Source organism: Citrobacter portucalensis (assembly GCF_023374935.1).
GTDB classification, from domain to species: domain Bacteria; phylum Pseudomonadota; class Gammaproteobacteria; order Enterobacterales; family Enterobacteriaceae; genus Citrobacter; species Citrobacter portucalensis.
In genome coordinates this window covers 3416469-3433619 of sequence record NZ_CP092466.1, presented here as the reverse complement: position 1 = coordinate 3433619, position 17151 = coordinate 3416469, and the positions used below count along the sequence as shown (strand labels likewise).

Sequence of the window (17151 nt, the reverse complement as noted above, 5' to 3'; positions counted from 1 at the left end):
CAGAAGCGGAATTAGGGGAAAATACAGCAGAATAGCGTATTGAGCGGGTTGCGGTATCCGGCTTGTTGTGGATGAGAGCCGCAGTGTGCACATTGTCAGTGCCTGGTGGCGTTGTGATGGTGCAGGCAGGAAAATGATGAAAATGCGAGCAAGATCTCGGCTATCCCAGGTCGCTTCGTTAGCTGATAAATATCAAAAAATAGCGATAATTTTTTTTTATCCCACCAGAAAAGATCATCAGGACGTTTTTGCCAGGCTACAGTCCGTACGGGCTGGAGGCAGTTATCCACTATTCCTGTGGATAACCTTGTGTATTAGAGTTAGAAAACACAAGGTAAGCGAGAGAAGACGCGGCCTGCGACTAAATTGATGCGAAAGACGGCTTGAGATAATAATCATTAAATTACAGTGTGTTAGATAAATGCAATGGCTGTCGCAGAAGTGTCATGTGTTGCCACAAAACTTTCATCGGGTAGCTTGACAAATGTTAAAAAAGTCATTGGTTTGGGGATAACACATTTTTGCTGGTGTTTTATCTTGCCTGCGGACAAATTTTAGCCTGTAGTCACGGCCATTTTGCTGGCGTAACAGAAATATTCTGGCGCGTTACTGTTTTTTCATCCAGTATATTTTACTGGCAAAATATACTGCTGCGAGTAAAATTACACACCTGCCCGCCCATTGCTTCAGGTAGCTGCTCATGAGTAAACCGTTCAAACTAAATTCCGCTTTTAAACCCTCTGGCGATCAGCCTGAGGCGATACGTCGCCTGGAAGAAGGTCTGGAGGATGGTCTGGCGCATCAGACGTTGCTGGGGGTGACGGGGTCGGGGAAAACATTCACCATCGCGAACGTGATTGCAGACCTACAGCGCCCTACCATGGTGCTGGCCCCCAATAAGACGCTTGCCGCGCAGTTGTACGGTGAGATGAAAGAGTTCTTCCCGGATAACGCGGTGGAGTATTTCGTCTCCTACTACGACTATTATCAGCCGGAAGCCTACGTGCCAAGTTCTGACACCTTCATCGAGAAGGATGCTTCGGTTAACGAACACATTGAGCAGATGCGTCTGTCAGCAACCAAAGCGTTGCTTGAGCGACGGGATGTCGTCGTCGTAGCGTCGGTTTCCGCGATTTATGGTCTGGGTGACCCGGATCTGTACCTGAAAATGATGCTGCATCTGACGGTGGGGATGATTATCGACCAGCGCGCGATCCTGCGTCGTCTGGCGGAGCTGCAGTATACTCGCAACGATCAGGCATTCCAGCGCGGGACCTTCCGCGTGCGCGGTGAAGTGATCGACATATTCCCAGCGGAATCTGACGACATCGCGTTGCGCGTGGAACTGTTTGATGAAGAGGTCGAACGTTTGTCGCTGTTTGACCCACTTACCGGACAGGTCGAATCCACTATTTCGCGCTTTACCATCTATCCTAAAACGCACTACGTGACGCCGCGCGAACGTATTGTTCAGGCGATGGAAGAAATTAAGGTTGAGCTGGCAGAGCGGCGAAAAGTCCTGTTGGCAAATAACAAACTGCTGGAAGAACAGCGCTTAAGTCAGCGTACCCAGTTCGATCTGGAAATGATGAACGAGCTGGGTTACTGCTCGGGGATTGAAAACTATTCCCGCTATCTGTCCGGGCGTGGTCCGGGCGAGCCGCCGCCGACGCTGTTTGATTACCTGCCTGCCGATGGCCTGCTAGTGGTGGATGAATCTCACGTGACTATCCCGCAAATTGGCGGCATGTATCGCGGTGACCGGGCGCGTAAAGAAACCCTGGTCGAATACGGATTCCGTCTGCCGTCGGCGCTGGATAACCGTCCGCTTAAATTTGAAGAGTTCGAGGCGCTGGCTCCGCAAACTATCTATGTTTCGGCGACGCCGGGCAACTATGAGCTGGAGAAATCCGGTGATGATGTGGTCGATCAGGTCGTAAGACCGACCGGCCTGCTGGATCCGGTCATTGAGGTGCGCCCGGTGGCGACTCAGGTTGACGATCTGCTATCTGAGATCCGCACCCGTGCGGCGATTAACGAACGTGTGCTGGTCACCACGCTGACCAAACGGATGGCGGAAGACCTCACAGAATACCTAGAAGAACACGGCGAACGGGTGCGTTATCTGCACTCTGACATCGATACCGTGGAACGTATGGAAATCATTCGTGACCTGCGTCTGGGCGAGTTTGACGTGCTGGTGGGTATCAACCTGTTACGTGAAGGTCTGGACATGCCTGAGGTCTCCCTGGTGGCGATTCTGGACGCAGACAAAGAAGGGTTCCTGCGTTCTGAACGGTCACTTATTCAGACCATCGGTCGTGCGGCGCGTAACATCAACGGTAAGGCGATTCTTTACGGTGATAAAATTACCGCCTCTATGGCTAAAGCGATTGGTGAAACCGAACGTCGTCGTGAGAAACAGCAGCTCTATAACGAAGAACACGGTATTACGCCGCAGGGGCTGAACAAGAAAGTGGTCGATATTCTGGCGCTGGGTCAGAATATTGCGAAGACCAAAGCGAAAGGCAAAGGGAAGTCACGCGCAGGCGCGAAGTCTGAGGTTGTCGAACTGGATATGACGCCAAAAGCGCTGCAGCAGAAGATTCACGAGCTGGAAGGGCAGATGATGCAACACGCGCAGAATCTCGAATTTGAAGAGGCCGCGACAATCCGTGACCAGTTGCATCAGCTGCGCGAGTTGTTTATTGCGGCATCGTAAGGCGGTGTCGGATGCGGGGTAAACCCTTATCCGACCTACGGGGTAGATCGCCTTTGTAGGCCTGATAAGCGCAGCGCATCAGGCGTTGTTTGATGCCGGATGGCGGAGCCGAGCGTTTTTGTAGGCCTGATAAGCGAAGCGTATCAGGCAAATCCGTTCAGCCCAGCGCCTGCACTGCTTTCTCCAGCGCACTATGCAATAGCTGGCGGTCATGGCGGTAGGGAATATCGCTGGCTTCCAGCACTTCCTGGATCACAACGCGGTCGGTAACGGCGGAAGCATCCACTTTCGGCCCCACAACCACCGCATCAATCACTTTCTTCCCGACGTACTGTTCAATAATGGCCAGCTTATCGCTAAGCGTCAGGCTGGCTGCTGGCAGGCTTAATTCGCGCCCAAGATTGCCTATGTAGACCATCGGAGCCGGTGTGCGACGTAATGCCTGTGACATTTCATCGAGTAAAAGAATCGGCATCAGGCTGGTGTAAAAACTGCCGGGGCCTATCAAAATTAAATCCGCTTCAGCAATAGCCTCAACGGCCTCCCGTGTAGTCGGGACTTTTGGCGAAAGCATCAGTTCCTGAGGTGGGACGGTGAGCTGATCGATATTCACTTCGCCATAAACTTCGTGTCCCTGGTCATCAATGGCCATCAGATCCACCGGCAGCTCCGACATCGGAATTAAATGTGCGTCAACTTTCAGCAGGCTACGAATTAAATTGATAGCTTCCAGAGGCCGCACGCTGAGATGATCGAGCGCCTTTAACATTAGATTTCCGAGGTTATGCCCGGAAAGTTCGCCATTACCGCCAAAACGATACTCAAACATAGCGGATGCAACGCTGGGTTGGGTAATTAACTGGTTCAGACAGTTACGCATGTCTCCCCAGGCAATCCCTCCTTCAGAGCGACGAATACGACCTGTCGACCCGCCGTTATCGGTGGTGGTGACGATACCCGTCAGGCGGGAACCTAATGGGGAAAGAGAGGAGAGAACGCGTCCTAATCCATGCCCTCCGCCGAGAGCGACAACGCGGTCCAGATCTGCCAGCGTGCGAGTGCGCATATATTTTCCTGATATCAATTGATCGGCGCTACAGTAACGTAAATAGCGTGTTTTCAGCAATTATCCAGTCGGCATCTGCCGTAATTTTTTTCTGCGATCTACTCCTTTCTGACGACACCCACCTGATGGCAAGATGATGTATATCAATGCAAAACTGTGATTTTTGCTTATTCTGTAGCGAAATTGCACGATCATGTCGCTATGTACATATTTATACAGCGAAAGTGTGCATGGCAAAAGCGCCATTTACACGCTAGTATCGGCATAACCACAAAGTACTCTTAATAATTTGAGTTGTCGGAAGCCAACGCATCTGCAACTCGAAGTATGATGAGTATAAACACTCTAGCCTCTGCACCTGGGTCAAATGATACGGTGCTTTGGCCGTGACAAGACTTGAAAAAGTTTGTCACCAGGGCGCAGGAAGAAATGACTACGTCTCCCGTATTTGGAAAGGTGTACATGGGCTCTCAACTTACCGATGCTTTCGCACGTAAGTTTTACTACTTACGTTTGTCGATTACCGATGTGTGTAACTTTCGTTGCACCTACTGCCTGCCGGATGGCTATAAGCCCGGCGGTGTCACCAATAACGGCTTTTTAACCGTTGATGAAATTCGCCGTGTCACGCGTGCGTTCGCCAGTCTGGGAACGGAAAAAGTGCGTCTGACGGGGGGCGAACCTTCACTGCGTCGCGACTTCACTGACATTATCGCCGCCGTGCGCGAAAACGACGCCATCCGCCAGATTGCGGTAACCACTAATGGTTATCGTCTGGCGCGCGATGCTGCTGCCTGGCGCGATGCCGGACTGACCGCGCTTAACGTCAGCGTCGACAGCCTCGATGCCCGCCAGTTTCACGCCATTACCGGGCAGGATAAATTTCAGCAGGTGATGGCGGGCATTGACGCCGCCTTTGAAGCCGGTTTTGAAAAAGTGAAAGTCAACACTGTGCTGATGCGCGACGTGAATCATCATCAACTGGACACCTTCCTGGCGTGGGTTCAGCCCCGTCCTATCCAACTGCGCTTTATTGAACTGATGGAAACGGGCGAGGGCAGTTCTCTCTTCCGTAAACACCATATTTCAGGCCAGGTACTGCGCGATGAGCTGCTGCGTCGCGGCTGGATCCACCAGATTCGACAGCGCAGCGACGGCCCGGCTCAGGTTTTCTGTCATCCTGACTATGCCGGCGAAATTGGTCTGATCATGCCTTATGAGAAAGACTTCTGCGCCACCTGCAACCGTCTGCGCGTTTCATCTGTCGGCAAGCTTCATCTGTGTTTATTCGGTGAAGGCGGCGTAAGCCTGCGAGATTTGCTGGAAAACGACGCTCAGCAGCCAGCGCTGGAAGAACGCATTTCAGCCGCGCTGCTGGAGAAAAAGCAGACCCATTTCCTGCATCAGAACAATACCGGTATTACGCAAAACTTATCTTACATTGGCGGCTGATCGCTAAAAGGAGTTTTTCATGAGTCAGGTAAGCGCTGAATTTATCCCGACACGCATTGCTATTCTTACCGTTTCAAGCCGTCGCGGCGAAGAGGATGATACCTCCGGCCATTATCTGCGTGACTCGGCGCAAGAAGCGGGTCATCAGATTGTCGACAAGGCGATTGTCAAAGAGAACCGCTACGCCATCCGTGCCCAGGTTTCTGCCTGGATTGCCAGTGACGATGTTCAGGTGGTGCTCATTACCGGTGGCACTGGTTTAACCGAAGGGGACCAGGCGCCGGAAGCGCTACAACCGCTGTTCGACAGAGAAGTCGAAGGGTTTGGTGAAGTATTCCGTATGCTGTCGTTTGAAGAGATTGGCACCGCGACGCTGCAATCCCGGGCGATTGCCGGAGTAGCCAATAAAACGCTGATTTTCGCCATGCCAGGGTCGACGAAAGCGTGTCGTACCGCCTGGGAAAATATCATTGCGCCGCAGCTCGATGCCCGTACGCGTCCGTGTAATTTCCACCCACATTTGAAGAAATAAGTATGTCGCAACTGACTCATATTAACGCCGCTGGCGAAGCGCATATGGTGGATGTCTCCGCCAAGGCGGAAACCGTACGCGAGGCGCGTGCAGAAGCATTCGTGACCATGCGTAGCGAAACGCTGGCGATGATTATCGACGGCAGCCACCATAAGGGCGACGTTTTCGCCACGGCGCGTATTGCCGGTATCCAGGCTGCCAAACGCACCTGGGATCTTATCCCGTTGTGTCATCCGCTGATGCTGAGCAAGGTTGAAGTCAATCTGCACGCTGAACCGGAACATAACCGCGTACGCATTGAAACGCTGTGTCGCCTGACCGGTAAAACCGGCGTTGAAATGGAAGCGTTAACAGCAGCCTCCGTGGCGGCGTTGACCATCTACGATATGTGCAAAGCGGTGCAAAAGGATATGGTGATTGGTCCGGTGCGTTTGCTGGCAAAAAGCGGCGGCAAATCGGGTGATTTTAAGGTGGATGCACATGATTAAGGTTCTTTTCTTTGCTCAGGTACGGGAACTGGTGAACACCGATGCGTTAGAAGTTGCCGCCGGGTTTGCAACGGTAGAAGCGCTGCGCAAGCATCTGGCGGCGCAAAGCGATCGCTGGGCGCTGGCGCTGGAAGACGGCAAGCTGCTGGCGGCGGTGAATCAGACGCTGGTCAGTTTTGACCATCCTCTTAACGCGGGTGATGAAGTCGCTTTCTTCCCGCCGGTAACCGGAGGCTAAAATGGCTGAAACGCGAATTGTTGTTGGCCATGCGCCGTTCAGCGTCGGGGATGAGTATCCCTGGCTGGCAGAGCGCGATGAAGACGGCGCGGTCGTCACTTTCACCGGTAAAGTGCGCAATCACAATCTCGGTGACAGCGTTAAGGCGTTAACGCTGGAACACTATCCGGGAATGACCGAAAAAGCGCTGGCGGAGATTGTCGACGAAGCGCGTTCGCGCTGGCCGCTGGGTCGGGTGACGGTGATTCATCGCATTGGCGAACTGTGGCCGGGTGACGAAATCGTTTTTGTTGGCGTAACCAGCGCGCATCGCAGCAGCGCGTTTGATGCCGGGCAGTTCATTATGGATTACCTGAAAACCCGCGCGCCGTTCTGGAAGCGCGAGGCTACGCCGGAAGGTGAGCGCTGGGTTGATGCCCGCGACAGCGATAAGCTAGCAGCAAAACGCTGGTAGAGTACAATTGTTGTAGGCTCATACTGATTCAGGAGATTGTCATGGACCGATTCCCACGATCCGATTCTATTGTACAGGCCCGTTCCGGCCTGCAAACGTATATGGCGCAGGTGTACGGCTGGATGACCTGCGGACTGTTGCTGACGGCGTTTATCGCCTGGTATGCGGCAAATACGCCCGCGGTGATGATGTTTGTCTTCTCCAGCAAAATCACCTTCTTTGGCCTGATCATCGCTCAACTGGCGCTGGTGTTTGTCCTGTCCGGCATGGTGCAAAGGCTGAGCGCAGGTATGGCGACAACGCTGTTTATGCTCTATTCGGCATTAACCGGTTTGACGCTATCAAGCATTTTTATCGTTTATACCTACTCGTCTATCGCCAGCACCTTCGTGGTCACCGGCGGGATGTTCGGGATCATGAGTCTGTATGGCTACACCACCAAACGCGATTTGAGCGGCTTCGGCAATATGCTGTTTATGGCGCTGATCGGTATTGTGCTGGCCTCGCTGGTTAACTTCTGGCTCAAGAGCGAAGCGCTGATGTGGGCGGTAACCTATATCGGGGTGATTGTGTTTGTTGGTTTGACCGCCTATGACACGCAGAAGCTGAAAAATATCGGTGAGCAGATCGACCTGCGCGACAGCTCCAATCTGCGTAAATACGCGATTCTTGGAGCCCTAACGCTGTATCTGGACTTCATCAACCTGTTCCTGATGCTGCTGCGTATTTTCGGCAATCGTCGTTAATTCTCTGTTGCCGGATGCGGTTTAACGCCGCATCCGGAAAATCATTTCGCCATCGCCTTCTCGTTTTTTACCCGCAGCTTTTTCGCCCGACTCTCCAGCAGCAAATAACACACCAGCGCCAGCAATAGCGGAATAAAATAGTACAGCACGCGATACGCGAGCAGCGCGGCAATGATCGTGCCCTGAGACGTGTCCTCTCCTGCCAGCAGCGCCATAAACACCGCCTCCAGCACGCCAATTCCCGCCGGAATATGCACGATAACGCCGGCAATACTGCTCACCAGTAGCACGCCCAGCACGAAGAAATAGTTAATATTCTGACCCAGCAACAACCAGATAATCGCCCCCATAACCATCCAGTTAGTCCCGGATATCGCCATCTGCGCGAGGGCAAATTTCCAAGAGGGGAGCACCAGCTTTTGGCCCTTGATGGTGATGTGACGATGTTTAGCGAAGGTGCAAAACCACAGATAAACAACAATAATCAGCAGCAGCGCTATGCCTAAAATGCGCAATGTGCCTTCATCGATATACCAGTGAGCGGGCAGTTCGACGACGCCGAAGGTAAATATAAAACCGCCCAGCAGAATATAGCCCAGCCAGTTAGTGGTAATGCTCAGCGAAAAAATCCGCGTTATTGTGCCCCCCGGCAACCCGAGACGCGAGTAGAGCCGATATCGCATCCCAATACCGCCCACCCAGGTGCTTAACGTCAGGTTGAAAGCGTAACAGATAAACGACACCAGCATGACCTGGCGTTTTGCCAGCTTGTGCCCACAGTAGTAGCGCCCGAGCAGGTCATAACAGCCGTAAAGTAAATAACTGACGATCACCAACCCCACGGCGCTGAGCAGGGCGAGCCGGTTGTAATCGCGAATTACCGTCCACACTTCCTGCCAGTTGACTTTGCTGGCATAAACGACCAGCAACACGATCACCGCAATAAAAAATAACCATGTGAGGATCTTTTTCACTGACCGCCAGCGTCGGTGGTTTTTTGCCATCAGGTTTTCCCTCCTGCATCCTCAGTTTGTATGCGGTCCTGAGTTTCCAGAGCGGGCTGCGCGGGCGGCTCTACCTCGGCCAGGTGCGGGGTATGCGCCGGAAGCCAGCCGACCAGCGCCGGGAAGTGGCGTAAAAAGTGGAAGGCCAGCACGCTCTTAGTCAGGTTCCACCAGGTGCGTTTTGGCAGCATGGATTCATCAACCTGCTTGCAGTCCTGCGCAATAATAGGGTTCAGGTTGTCGCGCAGGGTCTGGTTAAACGTGCGGTCATGAATAATCAGATTCGCTTCCAGATTCAGCGACAGGCTCAGCGGATCAAGATTGCTGGAGCCCACCGTCGCCCAGTGATCGTCCATCAGCGCCACTTTGCCATGCAGAGGTTTACGGCGGTATTCGTAGACATGGACGCCACCTTTAACCAGATAGTTGTACAGTAGGCGGGCACCCACTTTCACAATCGGCATATCCGGTTCACCCTGCACAATGAGTTTTACCCGAACGCCGCGTCGTGCTGCTTTACGCAGGGCATGCAGCAGGCGATAACCGGGAAAGAAATAGGCATTGGCAATGATCACTTCCCGTCGGGCCTGGGTCAGCATTTTAAGATAGTGGCGTTCAATATCATCGCGATGCTCTTCGTTATCGCGCCAGACAAACAGCGCCTGCGCTTCGCCGGGGCGATGATTGTCGATTGCCCGGTGATGACGTCGCCACCAGCGCCGTACGGCGCTTTGCCCGGGCAGGTTTTCCAGTACAAAGTTCAGAATGTCAGCAACGACTGGACCTTCAACGCGCACGGCGTAATCTTGCTTAGCCTCCGGGCCGTAATCCGACATATGTTCAGCGGAGTAATTGATGCCGCCGACAAAGGCAACACGGTCATCAATGACCACTATTTTTCGATGCATACGGCGAAAGAGATTGGTGCGCATTCCAAAAAGACGCGGACGCGGATCGTAGTAGCGGAAAACAACACCGGCTACGGTCAGCTCTTCAACAAAACTGTCGCTCAGATCCGGCGAGCCGTAGCCATCCAGCAGCACCTCTGCTTTGATTCCTCGTCGGGCGGCTTCGAGCAACGCGGCATGCAGCTGTTTTCCTACCGCATCTTCAAACCAGATAAAAGTCTCAAGGATAATTTTTTGCTGTGCCTGCTCAATGGCGTCAAATACGGCGGGGTAGAATTGATCGCCGTTTTCCAGCAGTTGAATTTGATTGCCTTCACGCCAGCCATATTTCATAAATGAATCTCCGCACTCAGAGGGGCATGATCGGACAAATGTCGCCAGTGACGCAGCGCAAGCGTCGTTGGGGTACTGGCATTCGCGTTTTTCACATAGATCCTGTCCAGGCGCAGCAGGGGAAACTGCACCGGAAACGTTCGCGCCGGGCGACCGTGGGCGCGGGTAAAAATCTCGTCAAGGCCAGCTTTGGCTTTCAACGGGCGATTGGCCGTTTGCCGCCAGTCGTTAAAATCTCCTGCGATGACCACGGGTTCCGCGTCGGGCAGGGCGTTGACCCAGTCTGCTAGCATAGCGAGCTGGGCCTGGCGGTGAGCTTCACGTAGGCCGAGATGCACACACATCACATGAATGGGGAGGGAGAGCATTGGCGGTACGATGCGGCAGTAAAGGACTCCGCGCTTTTCACTCGCGCCGACTGACACATCACGGTTTTCATAATGCTCAATGGGATACCGCGACAACACCGCATTACCGTGATGTCCTTGCGGGTACACGGCGTTACGCCCGTAGGCGAAGTCGCTCCACATCGTGTCCGCCAGAAATTCGTAGTGCGTGGTGTCCGGCCAGTTTTCCACATGCAGTGGATGCACCTCGTGTGCGCCCATTACCTCTTGTAGGCACACAATGTCCGCACCGACCGTTCTGACGGCTTCTCGCAGTTCAGGCAAAATAAAACGCCGATTGAAGGCGGTAAACCCTTTATGAGTATTAATGGTGAGCACATTGAATGAAAACCGTTCTGTTTGTCTGGCCATGATTCTCCCGTTGGCGTCACTTTCCTGATTAAAATAGTGTAGTCGTCGTCACAAAAAGATGCGGTGTTGCGGAATTTTCCGTAAAGTCCGGTACTCTGAACAATTAGTCGAAAATCCTTCAGGAGAATAGCCATGAGGTGGCAACAACGTGTTCGTGTCGCAACGGGTCTAAGTTGCTGGCAGATAGTGTTGCATTTACTGGTAGTGGCGTTGCTGGTAATGGGCTGGATGAGCGGCAGACTGGTGCATGTCGGCCTGGGATTGTGCGTCGTGTACGGCGTTACGGTTTTATTGATGCTTGCATTGCAACGTCACCACGAACAGCGCTGGCGCGACGTGGCTGATGTGCTGGAAGAGTTGACCACGACGTGGTATTTCGGTGCCGCCATGATCGTGCTGTGGCTGCTGTCACGCGTGCTGCAAAACAACGTCTTGCTGGCACTGGCGGGGCTGGTCATCCTTGCCGGACCCGCCGTGGTCTCGCTGCTGGCGAAGGACAAAAAGCTACATCACCTTGCGTCTAAACATCGCATACGCCGCTGATCCGGTCGTGGCCGCTATCACTAATAGCGGCCACAAGCTTCCCCAGACAATCTGCAGACTCGCATCTTTCAGGTAAATCTGTTTCGTGATGTCCGTAAAATGGCGGATCGGGTTTATCCACGTCAGATTCTGCAACCAGACCGGCATGTTTTCGACCGGTGAGACATAGCCCGAGAGTAAAATCGCCGGCATCATAAACACAAATACCCCGATAAACGCCTGCTGCTGGGTGGCGCACAGTGACGAAATCAGCAGACCAAAGCCAACCAGCGACAGCCCGTAAATCACCATTGTGAAATAGAACAGCCCCAATGAACCGGCAAACGGAATGTGATAAGCCCAGATACCGATCGCCAGCACAATGGTGGCCTGAAAAGTAGCCACAATTAGCGCGGGTACAGCTTTACCGATGAAAATCTGCCAGGTGGTAAGCGGGGAAACCAGCAGTTGATCCAGCGTGCCTTGCTCGCGCTCGCGGGCAACCGAGAGTGAAGTAACGATCATTACGCCGATGGTGGTGATCATGGCGATCAGCGACGGAACCACAAACCATTTGTAATCCAGATTCGGGTTATACCAGTTACGCACTACCAGCTCGCTGTTGTTCGGTTTCGGCTTGCCGTCCATCAGCTCCTGCTGATACTCCTTAACGATTTGCTGCAGGTAATTCGCGGCAATTTGCGCGCTGTTGGAGTTACGTCCGTCGAGGATAATCTGCATGGGAGCCTGCTGGAAGGTATCCAGATTACGCGAAAAGTTGGCCGGGAAACGCACCAGTAGCAGGGCTTTTTGCGTGTCGATGGTGGGCTGGATCTCCTGCGGGCTTTTCAACAGCAGAACATGCGTAAAGGCGCTGGCGCGGGCGAAGCGCTGGGTTAGCTCTACCGAATGTTTACCGTTGTCTTCGTTATAGATAGCGATAGTGGCGTTGGTGACTTCCAGCGTTGCCGCGAACGGGAACAGGATAACCTGAATCAGCACCGGTAAAATCAGAATGGCTCGCGTCTGCGGTTCGCGTAACAGCGATTGCAGCTCTTTGCGAATTAATGTCCATAAGCGATGAAACATGCCTGTCCTCTCAGTCCAGTTTGTAGGCCTGATAAGCTAAGCGCATCAGGCATAATGCCGGATGGCGACGTGAACGCCTTATCCGGCCTACGGCTACAATTATCCATACACGAATTTAATCCAGCCGACGTTTGGTTTTAAGCCACGTCAGGCCAATAAACATCACCGCCGAAGCGATTAAAAACAGCACGTTGATAATCAGCACCACCGGAATATTTCCCGCCAGAAACAGGCTTTGCAGGGTGCTGACGAAATAACGCGCCGGAATAATGTAGGTTACCGCCCGGATAATCGCGGGCATGCTGTCTATCTGGAAGATAAATCCCGACAGCATAATCGAGGGCAGGAAGGCGGCGTTCAGTGCGACCTGCGCGGCGTTAAACTGGTTGCGGGTGATGGTGGAAATAAGCAACCCCATGCCGAGCGTACTGAGCAGAAACAGGCTGGTAATGAAAAACAGGATCAGCAACGAGCCACGGTAGGGCACGCCAAGAATAAACACCGACACCAGCATACACAGCAGCATCGCCAGCATGCCCAGAAAGTAATACGGGATCAATTTGCACAGCAGCAGCTCGACGCGGGTGACTTCGGTAGACAGCAGCGCTTCCATGGTGCCGCGCTCCCATTCGCGCGCCACCACTAATGAGGTGAGGATGGCGCCAATGACCGTCATGATGATGGTGACCGCCCCGGGAATAATAAAGTGCTGGCTGATGGCCGCCGGGTTAAACCAGTAGCGGGTTTGCACGTCGATCAAAGGTTTGAACGATTCCCCACGATCTTCTGCCCGCTGTTGCTGCCAGATTTGCCAGATGCCTTCGACATAACCCTGCACAAAGTTGGCGGTATTCGGTTCGCTGCCGTCGGTGATCACCTGGATCGGGGCGACATCGTTAGGTCGCGCCATCTGCTGGGCAAAATCCACTGGGATCACCACCAGACCGCGAATGCGCCCGGCCTGCATTTTCTCAATCAGTTCCTGGCGATTATCGCTGATGGTGGCGTCAATATACGGCGAACCGGTCATGGTATGGGTAAAATCCAGCGCCTCTTCACTCTGCTGTTCGAGCAAAATCCCTACCCGCAGCTTGCTGGAGTCGAGGTTGATCCCATAGCCGAAGATAAACAGCAGCAGCAGCGGGATCACCACAGCAATCAGCCAACTGCTGGGATCGCGGACGATCTGGCGCGTCTCTTTCACGCACAGCGCGCGGACGCGACGCCAGGAGAGAGCGGAGTTACTCATGCGTATGCTCCTTATCCCAGTCATTGATTAGCGTGATGAACGCCTGTTCCATGGTCGGGTCCGGCGTGTCGCTGTCGGCAGCCTGAGCCTTCAGGTCGTCTGGCGTACCGCTGGCTATCAGTTTGCCGCGATACACCAGCCCGATACGATCGCAGTATTCTGCCTCATCCATAAAGTGGGTGGTCACCATCACCGTGACGCCTTTTTCCACCATGCTATTGATATGCAACCAGAACTCACGACGGGTGAGGGGATCGACCCCGGAAGTGGGTTCATCAAGGAACAGAATGTCGGGTTCATGCATCAGCGAGCAGGCCAGCGCCAGACGCTGCTTAAAGCCCAGCGGCAGTTCGTCGGTGGCGTGGGAAGCGATACTTTTCAGGCCAAATGCCTCGCTCATACGATCGATTTTCTCCTTCTGCGCCCGACCGCGCAGGCCGTAGACGCCGGAGAAAAAGCGCAGATTCTGTTCAACCGTCAGGTTACCGTACAGGGAGAATTTCTGCGCCATATAGCCCAGATGCTGACGCGCTTTGCCGGAGCTGACTTTAAGATCCATATCCAGCACCAGCGCTTTGCCGGAGGTGGGGACCAGCAGGCCGCACATCATTTTAAAGGTGGTGGATTTGCCAGCGCCGTTGGGTCCTAACAGACCAAAAATCTCGCCGCGCTGCACAGCAAAGTCTACGTGGTCGGTAGCGGCAAAATCGCCAAATTTCTTGGTCAGCGCTTTGGCTTCGATCACCGTTTCGCCTGGCGTGCCTTCCACGGTATGCAGGATAGCGCCCAGTGGGGACTCCGATGTTCCGGCTCCGCCGAGTAAATCGATAAAGGCATCTTCGAAGCGGGGAGCTGTTTCGTTGATGGTTATCTCCGGCATGCCGTCAGCGTTTTGGATCTGCTGAGCCGTAGCCTCTTTTTTCAGGATTAAACGGACGGATTTCCCCTGAATCATTCCGTCGCTGACCAGCGGCAGTTTTAACGCGCGTTGCAGCAGTCGGCGGTTGTTTTCCTGTGGACTGCTCATCAGGAAGCTGCGACCCGCCATGGTTTGCGTAAGCTGAGTAGGATCGCCCTGGTATAATAGTTCACCTTCGTTCATCAGCAGCACATCACGGCATTGCTCCGCTTCATCCAGATACGACGTACTCCAGAGGATCAGCATGCCGTCCCCGGCCAGCTCGTGGACCATTTGCCACAGTTCGCGACGGGAAATAGGGTCGACACCCACGCCTGGCTCATCCAGCAGCAACACTTTGGGTTCGCCAACCAGCGTACAGGCAAGCCCGAGCTTCTGCTTCATGCCGCCAGAAAGCTTGCCAGCCAGTCGTCCGGTAAATGGTCCCAGCGAGGTGAATTCCAGGAGCCGGGCAAAGGTTTTTTCTCGCGCTTCACCGGTGACGCTGCGTAAGTCGGCATAGAGATTGAGGTTCTCCATGACGGTTAAATCTTCGTACAGACCAAATTTCTGCGGCATATAGCCCAGCACCGCATGTAGTGCGCTGTCGTCTTTGATGGGGTCAAAACCAATCACCGCAGCACTTCCGGCATCAGGTTTTAATAATCCCGCCAGCATTCGCATCAACGTAGTTTTGCCCGCGCCGTCCGGCCCGACAAGCCCGGTCACGTAGCCCGCATGAACGGTACAGTCGAGCGGGGCGACGGCCGGTTTTTCCATTCCGGCAAAGTTTTTCGTCAGCCCTTTAAGCGTAATGACGGCGTCATTCATGCCGTGCCTCATCGCCAAACTGTATCGTTACCGGCATTCCCTGGCGCAGCGAATCGTCCGCGTCGGTGACGACAATTCGCAGGCGATAAACCAGGTCGGTACGCAGGTCAGGAGTCTCGACCGTTTTCGGGGTAAATTCGGCGGTAGGAGAAACGAAGCCGATTTTGCCGTGATACGGTTTGTCCGGGCGGCCATCGGTATAGAGCAGGATCTCACGTCCTGGCTGCGCCTGGCTCAGATTTCGTTCGTCAACGTAAGCACGAACCCAAACCGGACGCGTGAGCGACAGCGTCAGTACCGTGCCCCCTTCGTTCAGCATGCTGCCGGGTTCAACTGCACGGGTGAGAAGCGTGCCGTCAGACGGCGAGGTCAGCGTGGTGTCATGCAAATTAAGCTCTGCCTGTGCCAGCTCGGCCTGAGCTTGTTCGAGCGTGGCTTTTGCCTGCTCGATGTCCTGCACACGATTACCGCTGCGATATTGCGTGAGTTTATCCTGCGCGGATTTCAGCGAAGCTAACGCCTGATCGCGAGATGAACGGGCGTTTTCCAGATCGTTGGCTGAAATGGTGCGGCTTTTCCACAATCCGACCTGCCGATTGTAAAAGTTCTGCGCGTAATCATAGGCGGCCTGCGCCTGTTTGACTGCCGCCGCGGTTTGCGCGATCTCTTCTTCGCGATACCCTGCCAGCATCAGATCGTATTGCGCCTGTGCGGCAGCTACATTGGCTTTTGCCTGCATCAATGCGTTTTCATACGGTGCGCGGTCCAGTTCACCCAGCACCTGGCCGGCGGTAATCGCATCGCCTTCGTCAACCGCCAGCGAGGCCAGCCTGCCGCCGACACGAAAACTCAGGTTGACGCTACGGATATCGACATTGCCGTATAGCGTCAGGCCGTTATCTTGCCGACTCTGATACCACCACGTTCCACCGGCAATCACGGCAACGAGGGCCGCGATAACCAGCCCGAGAACGACAGGTTTTTTCATGACTCCAGACTCCTTTGCGTTAAACCTTGCAGAATAAGATCGATGTGACAGGTGATCGTTTGGTCAATCAGCGCGGTTTTATCCTCATCAAATTGTGACCAGCCTGTACGCAACAGAATGGTTTCTTTCCCCAGACGAAAAGCCAGCACCTCGCCGAGTATGGCGTGGGTATGCAGAATCATTTGGGTATCATTGGCATCGCCGCCCGTATAGGCGGCAATCAGGCGCGTCAGATGTGTATGCAGCGGATTGATAACCTGGTCGTGCACCAGTTGATAAGCCGCGGTGGGGGAAAGCTGTTCGCGCGAGATAAATTTGCTCAGGTTAACGGTGTCGTCCTGAGTTAACAGCATGATCATATTTTTGCAGGCGCGCAGGATCAGTTCGCGCATCGCGCCACGGTCCGGCTCTGGTTGGGCGAATAAACGCTCGGCCTCTTCAGCGTGCGGGCGAAACTGTGCACCGATAAAATCCGCAATCCACTGGGCGCAGGCGAGATATAAATCCTCTTTTGAGCCAAAATAGTAGGTGATAGCCGCAATGTTTTGCCCGGCCTGTGCAGCGATATCGCGCGTCGTGGCGTGCAGACCATACTCGCCGAATTGCGCCAATGCGGCGGCAATGAGCTGGTTCTTCGCCTGTTCACCTTTGGTTGTCATGGTGGGTGTATTCATGGCACGACTCTGATCTTAATCAATCGATTGATTAAGATTATGACTGATGTGCAGCCTTGTCCAGTCCGAAGCATTATTTTCCAGTGAAGGGATAATTTATGCGGCACATCACAAAAACTGCTACACTCCGCCCCTTCATGACATTGTGGTTTTTGTCATCTCTATTGTATGTATCTCCCTGAAAACGACACCGGTAACG

Annotated in this window: 17 protein-coding genes and 1 riboswitch; of the genes, 8 read left to right on the top strand and 9 right to left on the bottom strand. The window is 53.8% G+C overall.

Translation table 11 applies throughout. The features are described from left to right. Positions 1 to 700 precede the first annotated feature (700 nt). A complete protein-coding gene (uvrB, locus tag LY264_RS16740) occupies positions 701 to 2722 on the top strand; it encodes an excinuclease ABC subunit UvrB (protein ID WP_008784186.1) in 2022 nt (673 codons plus the stop codon). Between the two features lie 157 nt (positions 2723 to 2879). Here the strand turns inward: uvrB and yvcK are convergent, their stop codons facing one another. Then, the gene (gene yvcK / locus LY264_RS16735) at positions 2880 to 3788 is read right to left on the bottom strand and encodes a uridine diphosphate-N-acetylglucosamine-binding protein YvcK (RefSeq protein ID WP_003831525.1); all 909 of its coding nucleotides are present in this window, start codon (positions 3786 to 3788) and stop codon (positions 2880 to 2882) included. 329 nt (positions 3789 to 4117) lie between these two features. Then, a riboswitch (molybdenum cofactor riboswitch) is annotated at positions 4118 to 4263 on the top strand. On the opposite strand from yvcK, the gene moaA reads away from it, so the two are divergent. From moaA to LY264_RS16705, 6 genes are all read left to right on the top strand, one after another. After that, the gene (moaA, locus tag LY264_RS16730) at positions 4251 to 5240 is read left to right on the top strand and encodes a GTP 3',8-cyclase MoaA (protein ID WP_043015675.1); all 990 of its coding nucleotides are present in this window, start codon (positions 4251 to 4253) and stop codon (positions 5238 to 5240) included. (Overlaps the previous riboswitch by 13 nt.) A 19-nt stretch (positions 5241 to 5259) precedes the next feature. Continuing rightward, on the top strand, positions 5260 to 5772 hold the full coding sequence (gene moaB, locus LY264_RS16725; protein ID WP_043015676.1) for a molybdenum cofactor biosynthesis protein B: 513 nt from the start codon (positions 5260 to 5262) through the stop codon (positions 5770 to 5772). 2 nt (positions 5773 to 5774) lie between these two features. Then, the gene (gene moaC, locus LY264_RS16720) at positions 5775 to 6260 is read left to right on the top strand and encodes a cyclic pyranopterin monophosphate synthase MoaC (RefSeq protein WP_003035188.1); all 486 of its coding nucleotides are present in this window, start codon (positions 5775 to 5777) and stop codon (positions 6258 to 6260) included. Continuing rightward, entirely contained in the window at positions 6253 to 6498 is a 246-nt protein-coding gene (gene moaD / locus LY264_RS16715; protein ID WP_048226032.1) for a molybdopterin synthase sulfur carrier subunit, read from the top strand. The genes moaC and moaD overlap by 8 nt, the downstream gene beginning before the upstream one ends. Position 6499: 1 nt before the next feature. Beyond that, positions 6500 to 6952 carry a molybdopterin synthase catalytic subunit MoaE gene (gene moaE, locus LY264_RS16710; RefSeq protein ID WP_008784190.1) on the top strand — a complete coding sequence of 151 codons (453 nt, stop codon included), beginning with the start codon at positions 6500 to 6502 and terminating at the stop codon, positions 6950 to 6952. 41 nt (positions 6953 to 6993) lie between these two features. Further along, on the top strand, positions 6994 to 7698 hold the full coding sequence (locus tag LY264_RS16705; protein WP_003831536.1) for a Bax inhibitor-1/YccA family protein: 705 nt from the start codon (positions 6994 to 6996) through the stop codon (positions 7696 to 7698). A gap of 41 nt (positions 7699 to 7739) precedes the next feature. On the opposite strand, the gene LY264_RS16700 is transcribed toward LY264_RS16705, so the two are convergent. From LY264_RS16700 to LY264_RS16690, 3 genes are read right to left on the bottom strand one after another with little or no spacing between them, the layout of a single operon-like run. Then, on the bottom strand, positions 7740 to 8702 hold the full coding sequence (locus LY264_RS16700; RefSeq protein ID WP_048226030.1) for a lysylphosphatidylglycerol synthase domain-containing protein: 963 nt from the start codon (positions 8700 to 8702) through the stop codon (positions 7740 to 7742). Beyond that, positions 8702 to 9943 (bottom strand): cardiolipin synthase ClsB, encoded by a 1242-nt coding sequence (gene clsB / locus LY264_RS16695; protein ID WP_048226028.1) that lies wholly within the window; start codon positions 9941 to 9943, stop codon positions 8702 to 8704. The genes LY264_RS16700 and clsB overlap by 1 nt, the downstream gene beginning before the upstream one ends. After that, positions 9940 to 10701 carry an endonuclease/exonuclease/phosphatase family protein gene (locus tag LY264_RS16690; protein WP_048226026.1) on the bottom strand — a complete coding sequence of 254 codons (762 nt, stop codon included), beginning with the start codon at positions 10699 to 10701 and terminating at the stop codon, positions 9940 to 9942. The genes clsB and LY264_RS16690 overlap by 4 nt, the downstream gene beginning before the upstream one ends. 132 nt (positions 10702 to 10833) lie before the next feature. Between LY264_RS16690 and LY264_RS16685 the strand changes: the two genes are divergently transcribed. Then, positions 10834 to 11244 (top strand): YbhQ family protein, encoded by a 411-nt coding sequence (locus tag LY264_RS16685; RefSeq protein ID WP_003831542.1) that lies wholly within the window; start codon positions 10834 to 10836, stop codon positions 11242 to 11244. Here LY264_RS16685 and LY264_RS16680 read toward each other — a convergent pair. The 5 genes from LY264_RS16680 to cecR all read right to left on the bottom strand — a co-directional run bounded on the left by LY264_RS16680 (position 11206) and on the right by cecR (position 16952). After that, entirely contained in the window at positions 11206 to 12312 is a 1107-nt protein-coding gene (locus LY264_RS16680; protein ID WP_008784194.1) for an ABC transporter permease, read from the bottom strand. The genes LY264_RS16685 and LY264_RS16680 overlap by 39 nt on opposite strands. A gap of 115 nt (positions 12313 to 12427) precedes the next feature. Further along, positions 12428 to 13561, bottom strand: a complete 1134-nt coding sequence (locus LY264_RS16675) for an ABC transporter permease (RefSeq protein ID WP_003831545.1) — start codon at positions 13559 to 13561, stop codon at positions 12428 to 12430. Then, the gene (locus tag LY264_RS16670; RefSeq protein WP_003831546.1) at positions 13554 to 15290 is read right to left on the bottom strand and encodes an ATP-binding cassette domain-containing protein; all 1737 of its coding nucleotides are present in this window, start codon (positions 15288 to 15290) and stop codon (positions 13554 to 13556) included. Before LY264_RS16670 ends, LY264_RS16675 begins: the two co-directional genes overlap by 8 nt. Next, positions 15283 to 16278, bottom strand: a complete 996-nt coding sequence (gene hlyD / locus LY264_RS16665) for a secretion protein HlyD (RefSeq protein WP_048226024.1) — start codon at positions 16276 to 16278, stop codon at positions 15283 to 15285. Before hlyD ends, LY264_RS16670 begins: the two co-directional genes overlap by 8 nt. Further along, on the bottom strand, positions 16275 to 16952 hold the full coding sequence (gene cecR, locus LY264_RS16660) for a transcriptional regulator CecR (protein ID WP_003831550.1): 678 nt from the start codon (positions 16950 to 16952) through the stop codon (positions 16275 to 16277). Before cecR ends, hlyD begins: the two co-directional genes overlap by 4 nt. Positions 16953 to 17151 lie beyond the last annotated feature (199 nt).